At 64.6% G+C, this 17,553-nt stretch carries 15 protein-coding genes and 1 riboswitch; of the genes, 7 read left to right on the top strand and 8 right to left on the bottom strand.

The genetic code is table 11. The features are described from left to right. A partial coding sequence (locus MOV74_RS12275; RefSeq protein ID WP_246921956.1) for a gamma-glutamylcyclotransferase occupies nt 1–150 on the bottom strand: 150 nt, incomplete at its 3' end. Nucleotides 151–260: 110 nt separating this feature from the next. Between MOV74_RS12275 and MOV74_RS12270 the strand changes: the two genes are divergently transcribed. Beyond that, nucleotides 261–1,445, top strand: a complete 1,185-nt coding sequence (locus MOV74_RS12270) for a DUF2125 domain-containing protein (protein WP_246921950.1) — start codon at nt 261–263, stop codon at nt 1,443–1,445. Between the two features lie 68 nt (nt 1,446–1,513). On the opposite strand, the gene MOV74_RS12265 is transcribed toward MOV74_RS12270, so the two are convergent. The 3 genes from MOV74_RS12265 to MOV74_RS12255 are packed head-to-tail and all read right to left on the bottom strand — an operon-like array spanning nt 1,514 to nt 4,428. After that, nucleotides 1,514–2,449 (bottom strand): prephenate/arogenate dehydrogenase family protein, encoded by a 936-nt coding sequence (locus tag MOV74_RS12265; protein ID WP_246921947.1) that lies wholly within the window; start codon nt 2,447–2,449, stop codon nt 1,514–1,516. Continuing rightward, nucleotides 2,446–3,543 carry a histidinol-phosphate transaminase gene (gene hisC / locus MOV74_RS12260; RefSeq protein WP_246921944.1) on the bottom strand — a complete coding sequence of 366 codons (1,098 nt, stop codon included), beginning with the start codon at nt 3,541–3,543 and terminating at the stop codon, nt 2,446–2,448. The genes MOV74_RS12265 and hisC overlap by 4 nt, the downstream gene beginning before the upstream one ends. A gap of 36 nt (nt 3,544–3,579) precedes the next feature. Next, nucleotides 3,580–4,428 carry a chorismate mutase gene (locus MOV74_RS12255; protein WP_246921941.1) on the bottom strand — a complete coding sequence of 283 codons (849 nt, stop codon included), beginning with the start codon at nt 4,426–4,428 and terminating at the stop codon, nt 3,580–3,582. A 158-nt stretch (nt 4,429–4,586) separates the two neighbouring features. Then, a riboswitch (SAM riboswitch) is annotated at nt 4,587–4,666 on the top strand. 91 nt (nt 4,667–4,757) lie between these two features. Here MOV74_RS12255 and MOV74_RS12250 point away from each other — a divergent pair. Together MOV74_RS12250 and metW are read left to right on the top strand one after the other, a co-directional pair. Next, nucleotides 4,758–5,954 (top strand): homoserine O-acetyltransferase, encoded by a 1,197-nt coding sequence (locus MOV74_RS12250; RefSeq protein WP_246921953.1) that lies wholly within the window; start codon nt 4,758–4,760, stop codon nt 5,952–5,954. 1 nt (nt 5,955) lies between these two features. Beyond that, nucleotides 5,956–6,621 carry a methionine biosynthesis protein MetW gene (gene metW / locus MOV74_RS12245; protein WP_246921938.1) on the top strand — a complete coding sequence of 222 codons (666 nt, stop codon included), beginning with the start codon at nt 5,956–5,958 and terminating at the stop codon, nt 6,619–6,621. A gap of 115 nt (nt 6,622–6,736) precedes the next feature. On the opposite strand, the gene MOV74_RS12240 is transcribed toward metW, so the two are convergent. After that, nucleotides 6,737–7,600: an alpha/beta fold hydrolase gene (locus MOV74_RS12240; protein WP_246921935.1), complete on the bottom strand. Its 864-nt coding sequence runs from the start codon at nt 7,598–7,600 to the stop codon at nt 6,737–6,739. 200 nt (nt 7,601–7,800) lie between these two features. Here MOV74_RS12240 and MOV74_RS12235 point away from each other — a divergent pair, with 200 nt between their 5' ends. After that, complete coding sequence (locus MOV74_RS12235) at nt 7,801–8,583, top strand: TIGR02594 family protein (RefSeq protein WP_246921932.1); 783 nt, start codon at nt 7,801–7,803, stop codon at nt 8,581–8,583. Between the two features lie 111 nt (nt 8,584–8,694). Here MOV74_RS12235 and MOV74_RS12230 read toward each other — a convergent pair whose 3' ends face one another. Further along, nucleotides 8,695–9,483 (bottom strand): MOSC domain-containing protein, encoded by a 789-nt coding sequence (locus MOV74_RS12230; protein WP_246921930.1) that lies wholly within the window; start codon nt 9,481–9,483, stop codon nt 8,695–8,697. A 237-nt stretch (nt 9,484–9,720) separates the two neighbouring features. Here MOV74_RS12230 and clpB point away from each other — a divergent pair, with 237 nt between their 5' ends. From clpB to MOV74_RS12215, 3 genes are all read left to right on the top strand, one after another. Beyond that, nucleotides 9,721–12,360: an ATP-dependent chaperone ClpB gene (gene clpB, locus MOV74_RS12225; protein ID WP_246921928.1), complete on the top strand. Its 2,640-nt coding sequence runs from the start codon at nt 9,721–9,723 to the stop codon at nt 12,358–12,360. A 309-nt stretch (nt 12,361–12,669) separates the two neighbouring features. Then, complete coding sequence (locus MOV74_RS12220; protein WP_246921926.1) at nt 12,670–13,575, top strand: hypothetical protein; 906 nt, start codon at nt 12,670–12,672, stop codon at nt 13,573–13,575. A gap of 18 nt (nt 13,576–13,593) precedes the next feature. Beyond that, nucleotides 13,594–13,887, top strand: coding sequence for a hypothetical protein (locus MOV74_RS12215; RefSeq protein WP_246921924.1), 294 nt, complete (start codon nt 13,594–13,596; stop codon nt 13,885–13,887). 94 nt (nt 13,888–13,981) lie between these two features. Here the strand turns inward: MOV74_RS12215 and MOV74_RS12210 are convergent, their stop codons facing one another. Then, nucleotides 13,982–15,604 (bottom strand): hypothetical protein, encoded by a 1,623-nt coding sequence (locus MOV74_RS12210; RefSeq protein WP_246921922.1) that lies wholly within the window; start codon nt 15,602–15,604, stop codon nt 13,982–13,984. Nucleotides 15,605–15,758: 154 nt separating this feature from the next. Beyond that, nucleotides 15,759–17,553 (bottom strand): M23 family metallopeptidase (locus MOV74_RS12205; protein ID WP_246921918.1); only part of this gene is annotated, 1,795 nt, incomplete at its 5' end.

Raw genomic sequence — 17,553 nt, 5'->3', positions numbered from 1 at the left:
ATAGACGCAGAGCGCGCGGTGCTCGCCGACCAGCCGCGCCGGGGCGCGCTCCTCGAATGCGAAGCCCGGCCGCCACATCAGCGAGCCGTAGCCGAACACCCAGAGGTCGCCGTTGGCTGTGGTGACGGAGGGGAGGGTGATTTCCGACATTTCGGGCACGGCTACCAGAACCGCGCCCCCAAGCGAAGCGAATTCTCCGCCTTTCGTCGCAGGCGGGCCTCGCTTACATTTGCCTGAATCTGGGGTCAAAGGGTCGCCGCATGTCCAATATGACCGTTGCCGCAGGCCGCCGCTCCCGTTGGGGCCTTTTCATCGCACCCGTTCTCGTCCTGATCCTCGCCGTGGCGTGGAGCTGCTTCTGGTTCTATGCGGCGTCGCAGGCCGAGATCGCCGCCGACGCCTGGCGGGCGCAGGAGGCCAAGGCGGGCCGCATCTATGATTGCGCCAAGCGCTCGATCGCGGGCTTCCCGTTCCGCTTCGAGGTCCAGTGCTCCGGCGCCAGCGTCGCCCTGGTCTCGCAGAATGCGAGCAAGACGCCATTCACGGCGAAGCTCGACAACATCCTGGTCGTCGCCCAGGTCTACGATCCCAAGCGCGTCATCGCCCAATTCTCCGCACCCGCGACCCTGACCGACGGCGTCACGCAAAACACCTTCGTGGTGAACTGGAGTAACGGTCGCGCCAGCGTGGCGGGCCTGCCGGCCGTGCCGGATCGCGCCTCCATCGTGTTCGACGATCCCACCCTCAACCGGCTCGACGGCAGCGTGCAGGTGCCGCTTGCGCGCGCCAAGCAGGTCGAGCTGCACGGTCGCCTCGCCGAGGGATCGCCGGCCGATCATCCTGTGATCGAGACCGTGCTCCATGTCGCGCAGGGCAGCATCCAGGGCGTTCACCCCCTGCTCGCCGAGCCGTTCGAGGCGGACACGCGCGCCAAGGTCACCGGCCTGTCCGACCTGACGCCAAAGCCCTGGCCGCAGCGCTTCCGCGAGATCCAGGCCGCCGGCGGCCATATCGAGATCGTCCAGTCGCGGATCCAGCAGGGCGAGATGATCGCGGTTGCGGCCGGCACGCTCGGCCTCTCCGCCAACGGCCGGCTCGACGGCGAATTGCAGATGACGGTGACGGGCCTCGAGCGCGTGATCCCGGCGCTCGGCATCGAGAAGATGCTGGAGGAGGGCGTGCCGCAGGCGACGCTCGACCGCGTCGCGCCGGGCGTGAAGTCGCAGGACCTCAACAACCTCTTCGGCGCGCTCGACCGCGCCGTGCCCGGCCTGGGGAAGGTCATCAAGCAGAACGCCAATGCCGGCGTTGCCGCCGGCATCAACTCGATCGGCACCGAGAGCACGCTGGAAGGCAAGAAAGCGAGAAGCTTCCCGCTCAAGTTCGTCGACGGCGCCGTGCTGCTCGGCCCGGTCAAGGTCGGCCAGATCCCGCCGCTGTATTGAAGACCTCTCGTCATTCCGGGTTCGACGCTGCGCGTCGCCCCGGAATGACGGGAAATGGGGAGGCGCCGCTACGGCTTCTTCAGCGCGCCGTGCTGCCGGCCGAAATCCGCCGCCGCCGAATCCTGGCCGATCTCGACGATGCCGCGGCGGATGGCGCGGGTGCGGGTGAAGTGGTCGAACAGCGCCTCGCCGTCGCCGCGGCGGATCGCGCGGGTGAGCTTGGCGAGGTCCTCGGTGAAGGTGCCGAGCATCTCCAGCACGGCCTCCTTGTTGGCGAGGAAGACGTCGCGCCACATCGTCGGGTCGGAGGCGGCGATGCGGGTGAAATCGCGAAAGCCGCCGGCGGAGAACTTGATGACCTCGGATTCCGTCACCTGCGCCAGCTCGTCCGCGGTGCCGACGATGGTGTAGGCGATCAGATGCGGCAGATGGCTGGTGATCGCGAGCACGAGATCGTGATGATCCGGCGTCATGACCTCGACCTTGGCGCCCATCGCCGCCCAGAACGCGCGCAGGCGATCGGTGGCCGCGGCGTCGACGCCTTCGGGCGGGGTGAGAATGCACCAGCGGTTGATGAAGAGCTCGGCGAAGCCTGAATCCGGACCCGAATGCTCGGTGCCCGCCACCGGATGCGCCGGCACGAAATGAACCGACTTCGGCAGATGCGGCGCCATGTCCCTGACGATCGCGCCCTTGACCGAGCCGACGTCGGAGATGACAGCGCCTGGCTTCAGGTGCGCGGCGATCTCCTGAGCCACAGGTCCGCAGGCGCCGACGGGAATGCAGAGGATGACGAGATCGGCATCCTTCACCGCTTCCGCATTGGTCGCCACGACCTGATCGACGATGCCGAGCTCCATCACCCGCGCGCGCGTCTTCTCCGAGCGCGCGGTTGTGACGATCTCGCCCGCCAGGCCCTGGAGCTTCGCAGCGCGCGCGATCGAGCCGCCGATCAGGCCGAAGCCGATCAGCGCGACACGCTGGAAGTGCGGATCCGCGCTCATTTGCCGGCCACGAAGTCGCGCAAGGCATCGACCACGAGGCGATTGGCTTCCTCGGTGCCGATGGTCATGCGCAGCGAATGCGGCAGGCCGTAGTTCTTCAACGCGCGCAGCACCAGGCCGCGCTTGGTGAGGAAGGCGTCGGCATCATCAGCGGTCTTGCCCTTGTCGGTCGGGAAGTGGATCAGCACGAAATTGGCGACGCTCGGCGTCACCTTCAGTCCGAGCTTGCCGATCTCCTCGGTGAGCCAGTTGCGCCAGGTCTCGGTGAACTGCTTCGACATCGCCTGGTGCGCAGTGTCCTCGATCGCGGCGACCGCGGCATACATCGCGGGTGTCGACACGTTGAAGGGACCGCGGATGCGGTTGACGGCGTCGATGATGTGCTCGGGACCGAACATCCAGCCGATGCGCAGCGCCGCGAGGCCGTGGATCTTCGAGAATGTGTGCGTCACCACCGTATTCTCGGTGGTGGCGACGAGCTCGATCCCCATCTCGTAATCGTTGCGCGAGACGTAATCGCAATAGGCGGCATCCAGCACCAGCAGCACGTGCGAGGGCAGGCCGGCGCGCAGCCGCTTGACCTCGTCGAACGGCACGTAGGTCCCGGTCGGATTGTTGGGGTTGGCGAGCCAGACCAGCTTGGTGCGCGGCGTCACGGCTTTCAGGATGGCGTCGACGTCGCAGGTGAGGTTGGTCTCCTGCGCGACGACATTCTTGGCACCGACCGCCATGGTCGCGATCGGGTAGACCAGGAAACCGTGCGTGGTCGAGATCGCCTCGTCGCCGTGGCTGAGATAGGTGTGGGCGAGCAGGTTGAGGATCTCGTCCGAGCCGGCGCCGCAGATGATGCGGTTGGGATCGAGCCCGAAGGAACGGCCGATCGCCTCGCGCAGCACGCGCGAGGTTCCTTCCGGATAGTCCTCCAGATGGTCCGCCACGCGCTTGAACGCCTCGATCGCCTTGGGCGAGGGCCCGAACGGCGTCTCGTTGGCCGAGAGCTTGAATACCTTGCGACCCGGCTCGGCGACCGGGCTCTTGCCGGGCGTGTAGGGCGCAATATCGAGAATGCCGGGATTCGGCACGGGGCGGGACATCTTCAACTCCGAAAATGGCGGGGCGTGGCGCGCGGTTTACGATTTCGCCCCGGTCGGGGGCACCGTATAGCGCGTTGCGTGGCTGCCGACGAGGGCCGTGGAGCGGACCGAGGCCCCCGCCTCGATCAGGGCAGCCCTGATTTTGTCGATGCTGGTCGCACCCGTGACCGAGACCAGCAGCGCCGCGCCGTCGAAGGCGGTGTCGGGCACCGCCACGATCTCGGCGAGCGGCGACAAGGCACGCGCGACCTCGGCGTTCCATCCCGAGACGCGCACACTGAAGGTCTCGACCTCCGTCACCAAAGCGCTGTCGGCGACGCGCGAGATTGCGAACACCGGCAGTGCGGCCGGATGGTCGGCGCGCTCGACGAAGGGCAGCCGCGCGATGATTTTTGGCGCGCCTTCTTGCTCGAGCGAGAGCCACCAGGGCGTGCGGCTTGAGGTCGCCGAAACCAGCGCCAGATCGCCCTTGGATTTCGCCACCGCCTCGACCGCGGCCTGCGCGCTGAAATGCGCGACGTAGGGCACCGTAAAACCAAAATGGAAGCGCGCGGAATCGCGCATCGCCGGCTCGCTCACCGAGATGTCGGCATGCACGGAGAACGGCGCCTGCACATAGGTGAAGGTCGAGATGATGACGCGCCAGATGCTCTCGACCGTGTCGAGCGGCAGGATGCCGCGATGGCGCTGCACGAGGTCGCGCATCATGGCGGCCTCACGCGCCGGGCGGAACGCGGAGCCGACCTCCTGGGTCTGCTTCACCTGGATCAGGCGGTCGATGATGTCGCCGCGCTGCATGAGGAGGCGATGCATGCCCTCATCGATCGCGTCGATCTCCTTGCGCAGTTCCTGCAGCGATGGTGGCGCGGGCGGGCGTTGGGACATGTCTTGGCTGTCGATCGTTTCGATTGGGGGATGCCCTGATTAGGCAGTCGGGGCGGTGAAAGCAAAGAGAAATCACGTCCTTTTCGGTCGACGCGACAGAGGCGAATTGAGCCGATCCGGGCCGCGACTTGACGAAAACCGCCCAAGACGGTAGCTTTTGCCCGTTCCGTGGTCATTTGAGCCGGCCGGCTTGCAGCCACGTTAAAAAACTCGCTAAACAGGCCGGGGACGCTTCCGATCCCGGCCGAACCTATCGTTCAGGCCGGGTTTTTCATGGCCTGATGCAAGTGGCGATCAAGCGTTTGATCGCAAACGAGGTCGATGGTCAGATGGGTGGCGTCAAATCGATACCGAGTCCTGCGATCAGCGCCGACGAGCGGTCGCACGAAGTGGATCATCCGAGCTCGCAGGTCGCGCATTTCGGCACCGAGCAGCCGCTGCGGCTCGATTGCGGGGTCGATCTCACCCCGTTCCAGATCGCCTACCAGACCTATGGCGAGCTCAACGCCGATCGCTCCAACGCCGTTCTGATCTGCCATGCGCTGACCGGCGATCAGCATGTCGCCAATGTGCATCCCGTCACCGGGAAGCCCGGCTGGTGGGAGACGCTGGTCGGCCCCGGCCGCCCGATTGATCCCAAGCACTACTTCATCATCTGCTCCAACGTGATTGGCGGCTGCATGGGGTCGACCGGGCCCGCGTCGATCAATCCGTCCACCGGCAAGGTCTGGGGCCTGGATTTCCCTGTCATCACCATCCCCGACATGGTGCGCGCGCAGGCGATGTTGATCGACCGGCTCGGCATCGACACGCTGTTTGCGGTCGTCGGCGGCTCGATGGGCGGCATGCAGGTGCTGCAATGGACCGCCGCCTATCCTGCCCGCGTGTTCTCTGCGCTGGCGATTGCCTGCTCGACGCGGCACTCCGCGCAGAACATCGCCTTCCACGAGCTCGGCCGCCAGGCCGTGATGGCCGATCCCGATTGGCATGGTGGCGGCTATGCCGATCACGGCATCCATCCGCATCGCGGGCTCGGGGTGGCGCGGATGGCGGCACACATCACCTATCTCTCGGACGCCGCGCTGCATCGCAAGTTCGGCCGGCGCATGCAGGACCGCGAGCTGCCGACCTTCTCGTTCGATGCGGATTTCCAGGTCGAGAGCTATCTGCGCTACCAGGGCTCCTCCTTCGTCGAGCGCTTCGACGCCAACTCCTACCTCTATCTGACGCGCGCGATGGACTATTTCGACATCGCCGCCGACCATGGCGGCGTGCTGGCGAAGGCGTTCGCCGATATCAAGACCCGCTTCTGCGTGGTCTCGTTCACCAGCGATTGGCTCTTCCCGACCTCGGAATCGCGCGCGCTGGTGCACGCGCTGAACGCCTCGAGCGCGCGGGTGTCGTTCGCCGAGATCGAGACCGATCGCGGGCATGACGCCTTCCTGCTCGACGTTCCCGAGTTCTTCGACATCTCCCGGGCCTTCCTGCAATCGGCAGGCAAGGCGCGTGGACTGAAGGGTAGCTAGCATGTCGGTGCAGGAAGTCTTGCCGCTGGGCGGCGTTACGACCGGGAAGTCCGGTGATTTTCGCGCCGATCATCGGCTGGTCGCCGAGATGGTCAGGCCGGGCTCGAAGGTGCTCGACGTCGGCTGCGGCGAGGGCGATCTGCTTCAGCTTCTGGAGACCCGCGGCATCGACGGCCGCGGCATCGAGCTGTCGCGTGAGGGCGTCAACCGCTGCGTGGCCAAGGGTCTTGCGGTGGTGCAGGGCGATGCCGACACCGACCTCGTCAATTATCCGGATGACGCCTTCGACTACGTGATCCTGTCGCAGACGCTGCAGGCAACGCGGCAGCCGAGGGTGGTGTTGGAGAATCTGCTGCGCATCGGCCGCCGCGCCATCGTCTCGTTCCCGAATTTCGGCTTCTGGAAGATGCGGCTCCAGCTTCTGATCGGCGGCCACATGCCCCGCACCGAGAATTTGCCGGCGACCTGGTACGACACCGCCAACATCCATTTCTGCACCATCAAGGATTTCGTGCAGCTCTGCGACGAGATCAACGTCAAGATGGAGCGCTCGGTCGCACTCGATCTCTACGGCCGCCCGGTGCCGCTGAACCTGCCGTGGTGGGTGTGGAACATGTTCGGCGAGCAGGGCGTGTTTTTGCTGAGCAGGGGCGGCGGGAAATCGTAGTTTCTCGTCATTGCGAGGAGCCCTTGCGACGAAGCAATCCAGACTGTTTCCACGGAGGTAGTCTGGATTGCTTCGCTGGCGCTCGCAATGACGGAGTAAGCGGCTATAGCGGTGCCTAATGCGCCGCCAGCGACCTCGGATCGCGCGCCGGCCAGCGGCCCACTTCCACCAGCGTCACGAACCGCTCGACGCTTTCGTTGAACAGCGCGGGCTCTTCGAGATTGAGCACGTGACCCGATTTCGGAAACATCGCCAGCCCCGCCGCGGGCAGATGCTTCTTCAGGAACAGGCTGGGCCCAACGCACGGATCGTCCTCGTCGCCGCAGATGATCAGCGCCGGCGTCGTCGCCTTCTTGATCGCATCCGTCATCGTGTAGATCGAGGGGCGGCCGCCCTGGAAGCCGCGCATCGTGCGCGCCGAACCCTTGGCGTCATGTCGTGCCAGCGCGGCGTAGAAATCGGCGTGCCCGCGCGGATCCTTCACCAGAAAGGGAATCCGGCTCGGCGCCTCGCGCGTGACTTTCGCGACCTCGGCGGAGCCCAGCGTCTCGAACTGCTCGGCATTTGCGCGGCATTGCTTGCGCCAAGCGTCGAGGTTCTCGAGTTCCGAGCCGGAGCCGACGCCGGCCAGCGTCATCGACAGCGCGCGTTGTGGCGCGTTCAATCCGATCTGGAGCGACGAGTAGGCGCCCATCGACAGGCCGACGAGATGTGCGCGCTCGATCTCGAGATGATCGAGCACCGCGAGCGCGTCGCTGTAGAAATGCGTGTAGCTGTAGACCTCGCCCTCGGGAACGTCCGACGGCGTGTAGCCGCGCGCCGAATAGGTGATGCAGCGATGGCCGCGCGACAAGTAGCGCATCTGCGGCTCCCAATTGGTGTAGTCGGCCGCGAATTCGTGCAGGAAGATGATCGGCGTGCCGCTGCCCGCTTCTTCGAAATAAAGACGGCACCTGTCCTCCGCGACGGCGTAAGGCATCGGGTTTTCTCCCTGAGGGTGTTGCGGCATTGGAATGCCGTTCTGCAGTTCACGCATGTGAGTTCTAACACCCGTTAACCTGCGCGCAAAATCTTTCAGAACGCGTCTTGATCTCGCCACATCAGGATTCTGATACGCAAAGCAGATGTCGGCCACCGCACGGGCCGATCGGGAAGTGGGGTGTCAACGAAGGATGAAGAATGTTTGAGTTGTTTGCGTCTCGCCTGTCGCGTTGTGTTGTCGCGCTGGCGATTTTCTTCGCGGCGGTTGCCTCGTTCATTTCTCCGGCCTCAGCGCGGCCGCATCATCGTCATAGCGCAGAGCGGCACGCTTACGTGCACCACGGCAGGCATCATCATTACCGCCACCATGCACGCAGCTCGCGCTTCGAGCGCGGCGCGGCGCAGTTGCAGGCGAGCGGATTCGGCAACGCTTTTGCCAGCTATGATCCGAACGCCAATAGCCCAGGCGTTGTCATGAGCGGCAATGGTGGAACGATCATTAGCGGCAGCGGTCGAATGGCCGCGAGCGGTAGCCGTCGAATGGCTATGCGCGGTGGCGGTAGCGATGGAATGGCCACGAGCGCGAACGGCGGCATCGCCGGTAGCGGCATGAGTAACGGCGGCTTCGGCGGTGGATCGGGCCTCGTCTCGGAGGCGCGCCGCTATGTCGGCAGCAATCCGACCGGGCGCGGCAGCCTGTGGTGCGCGCGCTTCATGAACATGGTGCTGCAGCACACCGGCCATCAGGGCACGGGATCCGACATGGCGAGCTCGTTCGCGCGTTACGGCACGCGCGTTTCCGGTCCGCAGGTCGGCGCAATCGCGGTGATGTCGCGCGGCGGCCGCGGCGGTCATGTCGGCATCATCACCGGCGTCGACGCGCAGGGCAATCCGATCATGATCTCCGGCAACAACGGCAATCGCGTCCGCGAGGCGCCGGTCTCGCGCGGTCGGATTTATGCGTATGTGATGCCGAACTAGCCATGGAGCCGTAGGGTGGGCAAAGGCGCGAAGCGCCGTGCCCACCAGCGGTGTGTCAGCATTCGAGAACGAAGTGGTGGGCACGCTTCGCTTTGCCCACCCTACGGCCGCTTAGATGAGCTTCGGCTCTTCCACCGCAACGGCATCGCCCACGCCGATCTCGCCACCTTCGATCACCTCGGCATAGATGCCGCAGTCCATGTGGCCGAGGTGGCGCGAGAGCGTGGGCGGGATTTCGAGATCGCGCTTGCCGGTCTCGGGATCGACATTGGTGGCAGGGCAGCGGACGATGCGCTTGACCACTTTCAGCCGGGCCTGCCCGATCGCCAGCGTCTGGCCGACGAGATCGAGCTCCGACCAGGCCGGCCAGCCCTTCACGTAGAGATTGGCGCGGAAGCGCAGCGGGTGAACCGCGGCGCCGCCCAGCATGGACTCGATGGCGCGGACACTGCCGAGATTGATGATGGAGACAACCTTGCGGGCGACATCGGAGAAGCTGTGGTCGCGGCCGGACAGCACCTTCGGAGGCCCCTTCAGCTCCCGCTGAAAGTTCTCCGTGAAGTAGCGCTCGATGGCAGCGCGCCCGGCTGCGGTCTCCAGGTCGCCGCTGGCGACGGTCTGGCCATCCCTGCGGATGGTCAACACATTGGTGGCGTCGTCGAACCGGCTGTCGAGCTCCGCGAGCCGCTCATTGCGCGCCAGCATCAGGAATTGGATTTTCGGCTTCCATTCGGGCGCATCAGGGTCGAACCCGCTCGGTCCGTTCTCGATGGCATAGCGGCGGTCCGCCGGTAGGGTTTGGCCGACCCGCAAAGGGGCGCGCGACAGGCGTTCCGGCGTCAGGCCCTTGATCGGGTAGCGGTAGAGGCCGGTGATCTCGGCAGTGTGGCTGGCTGTCATGCCGCTACTTAAGGGATTCGATCCGGACCCGCCAAGCTCGCGGATCAGCGCACGAAATTGTGAAGTCGCCTCTTTCGCATCCGCAGCCTGCTTCCCACATCTGCGTCAGGCCGGCGCAATGTCGGCAAAATACGACCGTTACCGGTTGAGAAACGTCAATGCGGTAATCGGAAACCCAATGAAGATGCCGTTTGGGGTGCCTTAGGGGCCCCGAGGGCAGGCCGAGGGACAGAAAAGATGAATATCGACAAATATACCGAACGCTCCAGGGGCTTCGTCCAGTCTGCGCAGTCGCTGGCGATGCGCGAGGGGCACCAGCAATTTTCCACCCTGCACGTGCTGAAGGTCCTGCTGGACGACAACGAGGGCCTGGCTTCCGGCCTGATCGATCGCGCCGGCGGCAATTCCCGCGCAATCCTGAAGGCGACCGAGGACGCCCTAAACAAGGTGCCGAAGGTCTCCGGCGGCGGTGCCGGGCAGATCTATCTGGCGCCCGAGCTCGCCCGCACTTTCGACGCGGCCGAAAAGGCCGGTGAGAAGGCCGGCGACAGCTTCGTCACCGTCGAGCGGCTGCTGCTCGGCCTCGCGCTGGAAAAGACCAGTGAGGCGGGCACGATCCTGAGCAAGGGCGGCGTCACCCCGCAAAACCTCAACGCGGCGATCGAGGCGCTGCGCAAGGGCCGCACGGCTGACAGCGCGACCGCCGAGAACGCCTATGACGCGCTGAAGAAATATGCCCGCGACCTGACCCAGGCTGCGCGCGACGGCAAGCTCGACCCGGTCATCGGCCGCGACGAGGAGATCCGCCGTACCATCCAGGTGCTCTCGCGCCGAACCAAGAACAACCCCGTCCTGATCGGTGAACCCGGCGTCGGCAAGACCGCCATCGCCGAAGGCCTCGCGCTGCGGATCGTCAATGGCGACGTGCCGGAGAGCCTGAAGGACAAGAAGCTGCTGTCGCTCGACCTCGGCGCGCTGATCGCCGGCGCGAAGTATCGCGGTGAGTTCGAGGAACGGCTGAAGGCCGTACTTCAGGAAGTGACCGGGAGCGAAGGCACTTTCATCCTGTTCATCGACGAGATGCATACGCTGATCGGCGCGGGCAAAGGCGACGGCGCGATGGACGCCTCCAACCTGCTCAAGCCGGCGCTCGCCCGCGGCGAGCTGCACTGCATCGGCGCGACCACGCTCGACGAGTACCAGAAGCACGTCGAGAAGGACGCGGCGCTGGCGCGGCGCTTCCAGCCGATCTTCGTCAGCGAGCCCTCGGTCGAGGACACCATCTCGATCCTGCGCGGCCTGAAGGACAAGTACGAGCAGCACCACGGCGTGCGGATCACCGATTCCGCGCTTGTGGCTGCGACGACGCTGTCCAACCGCTACATCACCGACCGCTTCCTGCCCGACAAGGCGATCGACCTGATGGACGAGGCCGCCGCGCGGCTGAAGATGCAGGTCGATTCCAAGCCGGAAGAGCTGGATTCGCTCGACCGCGAGATCATCCGGCTCAAGATCGAGCAGGAGGCCCTGAAGAAGGAAAGCGATCCCGGCTCCAAGACCCGGCTCCAGACCCTGGAGAAGGACCTCGCCGAGCTCGAGGAGAAGTCTGCGGCGCTGACGGCGCGCTGGAGCGCGGAGAAGAACAAGCTCTCCGATGCCCAGAAGCTGAAGTCCGAACTCGACGGCTTGCGTGTCGAGCTGGCCAATGCGCAGCGGCGCGGCGAATTCCAGAAGGCCGGCGAGCTGGCCTACGGCCGAATCCCCGAGCTCGAGAAGCAGCTTGGGGATATCGAGGCGCGCGAAGGCTCCGGCGAGATGATGGAGGAGGCGGTCACCGCCAACCACATCGCGCAGGTGGTCTCGCGCTGGACCGGTGTGCCCGTCGACAAGATGCTGGAGGGCGAGAAGGAGAAGCTCCTGAAGATGGAGGAGCAGCTCGGCACCCGCGTCGTCGGCCAGGCCGAGGCCGTGCGTGCGGTCGCAACCGCCGTGCGCCGTTCGCGCGCAGGCCTGCAGGACCCGAACCGTCCCACCGGCTCGTTCATGTTCTTAGGCCCCACCGGCGTCGGCAAGACCGAGCTGACCAAGGCGCTCGCGGAGTACCTGTTCAACGACGAGACCGCGATGGTCCGCCTCGACATGTCCGAATACATGGAGAAGCACTCGGTCTCGCGGCTGATCGGCGCGCCTCCGGGCTATGTCGGCTATGACGAGGGCGGTGCGCTCACCGAAGCGGTGCGGCGCCGGCCTTATCAGGTGGTGCTGTTCGACGAGATCGAGAAGGCGCATCCTGACGTCTTCAACGTCCTGTTGCAGGTGCTCGACGACGGCCGCCTGACCGACGGCCAAGGCCGTACCGTCGATTTCCGCAACACGCTGATCATCATGACCTCGAATCTCGGTTCGGAGTTCCTGGTGAACCAGCCGGAGGGCGAGGACACCTCGGCCGTGCGCGAGCAGGTGATGGGAATGGTGCGCGGGCATTTCCGCCCCGAATTCCTCAACCGCGTCGACGAGATCATTCTGTTCCACCGCTTGCAGCGGAGCGAGATGGGCCGGATCGTCGAGATCCAGTTCGCGCGGCTGCAGAAGCTCCTCACCGACCGCAAGATCGTGCTGAGCCTCGACGCTGCCGGTCGCGACTGGCTCGCCGCCAAGGGCTGGGATCCCGCCTACGGCGCAAGGCCGCTGAAGCGCGTGATCCAGCGCCATCTCCAGGATCCGCTCGCCGAGATGATCCTGGCCGGCGACGTCAGGGATGGCGATACGGTCGCGATCTCGTCCGAAGGCAACGTGCTGACCTTCAACGGCAAGGCACCGCAGACCGCCGAGATTGCGCAGTTCGAGGCGCCGGTGCCGAAGCGCAAGCTGAACTGAAGGACGGCGGTCAGTACCTGAAACGACAAGCCGCCCCGGAGAGGTCAGCCTCTCCGGGGCGGTTTGTTTTGCGGCTGGCCCGCTAAGTAACTGCGGATGCGAAGCCAGGCAGTTCGGGGCGTGTCAATCATCGCGGCGCAGCCTTACCGGAATATGCGCGCTACCTACAATTTTGACGCAATGCACGCAAAAGGGATGTTGTGCAAAAGATACACGGTACGCGCTTTAGCGCTCCGGGTGTGCGAATCTTCTTGAACAACCGGCCACGCCGTCGCCACAATCCTTACCGGGGAGTTAAGGGGGCGTGAGATGCGTGGCGTGGTGGCGTTGCGTCGACAGGGCATGGCAGTCGCCGTTTGTGTGTTGGCTGGCCTGCTCTTGTCGGGTTGCAAGACATTCGATGGACAGCCGGATCGACTGTATCCGGTCGCTACCGAAGTGGAGAGCGCGAAAACGGCTTTGGATGCCATGGCGCTGAGCTATAAGGACGCGACCAACGACGAGGACCGGAAGCGCCATCGCAACGAATATATAGCGCTCCGCATGTATATCATCGATGCTGAATTCACCAATTTCGAGAGTGCTCTGACAAGAGAGCGGGGGGAGTTCGGTTTTACGACAGCTTTGACGACACAGGCTCTGAGCACAGCCGGAGCGGTATTCACCCCTGCAAACACTGTCCGAACATTGAGCGCGCTTGCGGGAGGTGTGAACGCCACTCGAGGTTTTTATGATTCAGAGCTTCTGGTTAGCAAGACCATACAGATCATCCAGTCACAGATGGAAGCAAAGCGGGACGACGTTGCAGCCCGCATCATCAAGAAAGTTGACTATCCTCCGACCACCTATCCACTCGCCGCTGCGCTTCACGATCTCGAGGATTACTACCGTGCTGGAACGCTTACTGCAGGTCTGATCAAGGCGACGGCGGAAGCGGGAGACGCAGCATTAGAGGCGTCGGATAAAAAAACCGCTGCGATGGTGCTACAGGGCGGCACGTTCAACAGGAACGACCAGAATATGCAGCTCGTTCAACGTTATCTTTCTCCGGCCGATCCGAAGATTCTTACGGCTCGAACCGCGTTGTTGACCAAGTGTCTCGTGAGTGCTGGCTTCAATGCCCCTCCAGCAAACTATGCCGTCGATCCGAGCAGTACCGGCGTCAGGCTGATTATGATCAAGTGCGCCAGCGATGCGCGCGATCCCATGAAATGAACCAAGGGAGAATGTCGTATGGCTCTGTTTACCAGCCCCGCGGATTTCACAGAGGAAGACGAAGCGCAAAACAAGGTGGATCTGAAATCGCAGGTTACACTTTTTATCGGCCAGCCGACGTCGACGAAAATCGAAATCAGCAGGACCACCGAAGGTTATCACGCTGAATTTACGGGCGATAGCTCTCCGACGAGTCCGGGCACTGGAGTTGATCAGGCAACGACGGCGGCCTTTGCCGCCCTTGATGACGCCTCGAAGACCAAGATCACGATGGTGAAGCAATCGAATGGAAATTGGACTGTAACCAGTTGAGCATAAAGTAAGGAAAAATCGGCGTCCCATGCACGTGGCTGCCTAACTGGGACGCCGTGTGGGAGTTCTGCGGCGGCCGATCCGTCGGCGGTCGCTACTTCTTCGTGACCTTGTAAATCGCGTTCTCCACGTCCGAGGTCACGTAGATCACCCCCGTGCCGCCAACCGCGACGCCGGTCGGAATATGTGTCGGCAGTCCGCCGGGCGCGCCCACGAGGCCGATCGGGAGATTGGCCGCGATCTCGGTGATCTTGCCGCTCTCCGGTTCGATCTCGATCAGCCGCTTGGCGCCGACCTCGGCCACGATCAGCTTGCCGTCGCTCCCGCGTGCGATGCCCTCCGGCATTTTCAGCGCCTTGGCGAGCACGGTCTTTTCGCCGTTGCTGTCGATCCTGGATACGATGCCTGCAAAGGCTTCGGTGACGTAGACCTCGTCAGCCTTCCCGCCGACGAGGCCGACCGGGCCCTCGAGGTCGCCGATCAGCGTGGTGCGATCCTTGCCGTGCTCGCCCTCGACGCGCACCTTGACCAGTGACTTGGTGCCGAGCTCGGCCACCAAAATGGTGCCGTCCGCGAGCACGATCGCATCGTGCGGCGCCTTGAAGCCGTGCAGCATGTCGCGCGTTGCGCCGGTCTTGCCGTCGATCACCTGCACGGTGCCGGTGAACCAGCTCGACAGCACCACATCGTTGCCCCTCGCCGTCGCGCTCATCGGGTATTCGAGCGCGGTGCCGGCGGCGTGCATGCGCGCCTTCTCGGTGACCTCGCCGGTCGCGCCGTCCACCGTGCGATAGGCGAACACGTCGGCGACGTGGATGGTATCCTTGCCGTTCTCCGAGGTGACGCCGATGCCGCCGGGCAGGGCGAGCTTGCCGATGATGACCTGCTTCGCCTGGCCGGTCGCGGGATCGATCTCCTGGATGCCGTTGTCGGCCATGTTGGAAACGTAGATGCGGTCCTTGTCGTCGATCGCGAGATTGTCCAGCGACGGCTTCAGCTGCGCGACCATGGTCTTGACGCCCGATTTGGGGTCGACCCGGACCAGCTGGCCAAGCGCGGTATCGACGACCCAGAGATCGCCCTTGGAATCGAAATTCACCGCGGCCGGGACCTTGAAGCCGTCGGCGACGACGGTCAGCTCGGCCTTGTCGACGTCGACTTTGGCGACCTGTCCCTTGAACCAGAGCGGACCGTAGAGCTTGTCGTCGGGACCGAACTCGAAGCCGTTGAGGCCGCCCATCTTCTCCATGATCTGGCGCGGTGGTTTGACGCCCTCAACGTCGATCTCATAGAGCGTGTCGCCGAGGAAAACGGTGGTGGCGTAGAGCCTGCCGTCCTTGCGGAAGGCGAGCGAGTTGATGCCGGGAAGGCCGCTGGCGAGCTTCTTGATCGGGCCGTCGCCCTTGCGCGAATAGAGATCGCCGGCGAGGAAACCGGTCCAGGCCATGGTGCCATCAGGCGCGAATGCGATGTCGTCGGCCATTCCGATCGGAGCCGGGATTGCAACCTTGGCGGTACCGCTTGATATGTCCACCTCGTAGAGCGCCGCGCCGGCGACGCTGCCGGCGAACAGATGGCCGGCCTTGTCGATTCCGAGACCGTGCACGCCATGGAACGCCGAGCCGGGGACGAGCTTCGTCACCTCCCAGCCGTCGGCCGATGCGCTCGTTGGGGCCAAAAGCGCAGCGAAGGCTGCGCAGGCGAGCCTGTTCTTCATGGCGAGACCTCCCGTTTTTTGGAAAGTATTCGCCCCTCACGCGGCTTTGGCAAACAAAACTTGACGTTGTGAGTGACGGCGCAAAACGGCCTTGCTCGATAACGTTGAAATTCGGATCGTGTTTGGAGATGTCGGCCGATTGCCGGTTGACGACTTACCGGTTGGTGACCTGCAGCGGGCCGCCGGTCGCATCGGACATCCGGGCGATGGCGCCGCCGCGGCCGCTCATCATGCCCTCGAGCCGGTCGCGCTCCTTCTCGAAGCCTGCGAGCATCGGGCCTTCGAGCGAACGGCCGCGCGGCAGCTTCACGCGCATCGGGTCGACGAACCGGCCGTTGACCAGGATTTCGTAGTGGACATGGGGGCCGGTCGACTGGCCCGTCGAGCCGACGAAGCCGATCACCTGGCCCTGACGCACTTTCTTGCCCGCCTCCATGCCCTTGGCGAAGGCCGACATATGACCGTAGGCGGTCTCGTAGCCGTTGGAATGCTTGATGCGGATGTATTTGCCGTAGCCGCCCTCGGGGCCGGCCTTCTCGATCAGGCCGTTGCCGGAGGCGAAGATCGGCGTGCCGTAGGAGGTGGCCCAGTCGACGCCGGTGTGCATCTTCACATAGCCGAGGATCGGGTGGCGGCGGCCGCCGAAGCCGGAGCGCATGATGGCGTTGTTGACCGGCTTCCTGACCAGGAACTTCTTCGCGCTCTTGCCGGTCTCGTCGTAGTAGTCGACCACGCCGTCGTCGGGGCTCTGGTAGCGGTAGTATTTCTTGGTCTCGCCGCCGACGGTCAGGGAGGCGAACAGCACGTCGTTCTTTTCGCTCGAGGTCACGCCCTCGTCTTCGCCGGCGTAGAACACGTCGAAGGAATCGCCCGGCTGCACCTTGCGCTGGAAATCGACGTCGTAGGAGTAGATCTTGATCATGTCCTCGATGACCGGCATCGGCACCTTGTTGCGCATCGCGGTCTCGTAGATGCTCTGGTACAGCCGCACGCCGGAGCCGTCATCGTCGTCATCGTCGTCGCTGTTGGCGTTGGCCGCAGCGTCCGCGACGGTGTTCATGCTGGAGACGTCGACCGCGACGTATTTGCCGAGATCGGACAGCGCCGCGATCGCCTCGACCATGGTCTCGTTGGCGACGACGACACGGTAGGGCTGGAGGCGGGCGCCGGGGCTCGCAGGCGCCATCAGGATGCGGAGCTTCTCGCCTTCCTTGAGGCCGCCGTCGCGGCCGCGGGGGCCGAGCGTCGCGGTGATCGCCTTGATTTCGTCGGCGTTCGCGCCGAGATCGCGCAACACGCCGGCGACGCTGTCCCCCTTCTTGACCAGATGGACGCGTTCGCCGTTGGGATTGCCGCCGGTGATCTGCTCCTTGGTCTTGGGCAGCAGCGTGACGTTTTCCGGTACCACGCGCGTCTCGAAGCCGGCATAGGGATCGGACGGCGAGGCTTCGGCGGCGTAGGCGGTTCTGATGTCGGAGGGGCCGGTCGCGCCGGAGATGTCGGCGGCGGCATTGGCGAGCGAGGCGTAGCGCACCCCGCCGTTGCCGCGCCAATTGGCGGCGTCGCGCACCCGCATCAGGATGTCGTCGAGCGCCACCACCGCCGAAATCTTGGCCTTCGGCAGCACCGGCGACAGGTCCTTGGTGACGAAGGAGACTTCCGCGTCGGGCTCGACGGCTTCCGGATTGTTCGGATCTTCCGCTGCCGTCTTCGGATCGGAGCCGACATCGGTGAGCAGGCGCTGGGCGTTGAACGGTGGAATCTTCGCCGACAGATCGCTCGTCGTCATCGACAGATTGCCGGCGATCCGCACGAACGGACGCACCCGCATCACGTCGCGGTTGCCGACGCGGGCAACCGTGGAGACGCGCACGATGTTGCGGGACGCGGTGGATTCGTTCGGCGGCGGCAGGCGGTCGCTCTTGTGCAAGGTGGCGGCGCGATCGGCG

It is taken from the genome of Bradyrhizobium sp. SHOUNA76 (genome assembly GCF_023006445.1).
Taxonomy (GTDB): Bacteria; Pseudomonadota; Alphaproteobacteria; order Rhizobiales; family Xanthobacteraceae; genus Bradyrhizobium.
This window is presented reverse-complemented; position numbering and strand designations above follow the sequence as displayed.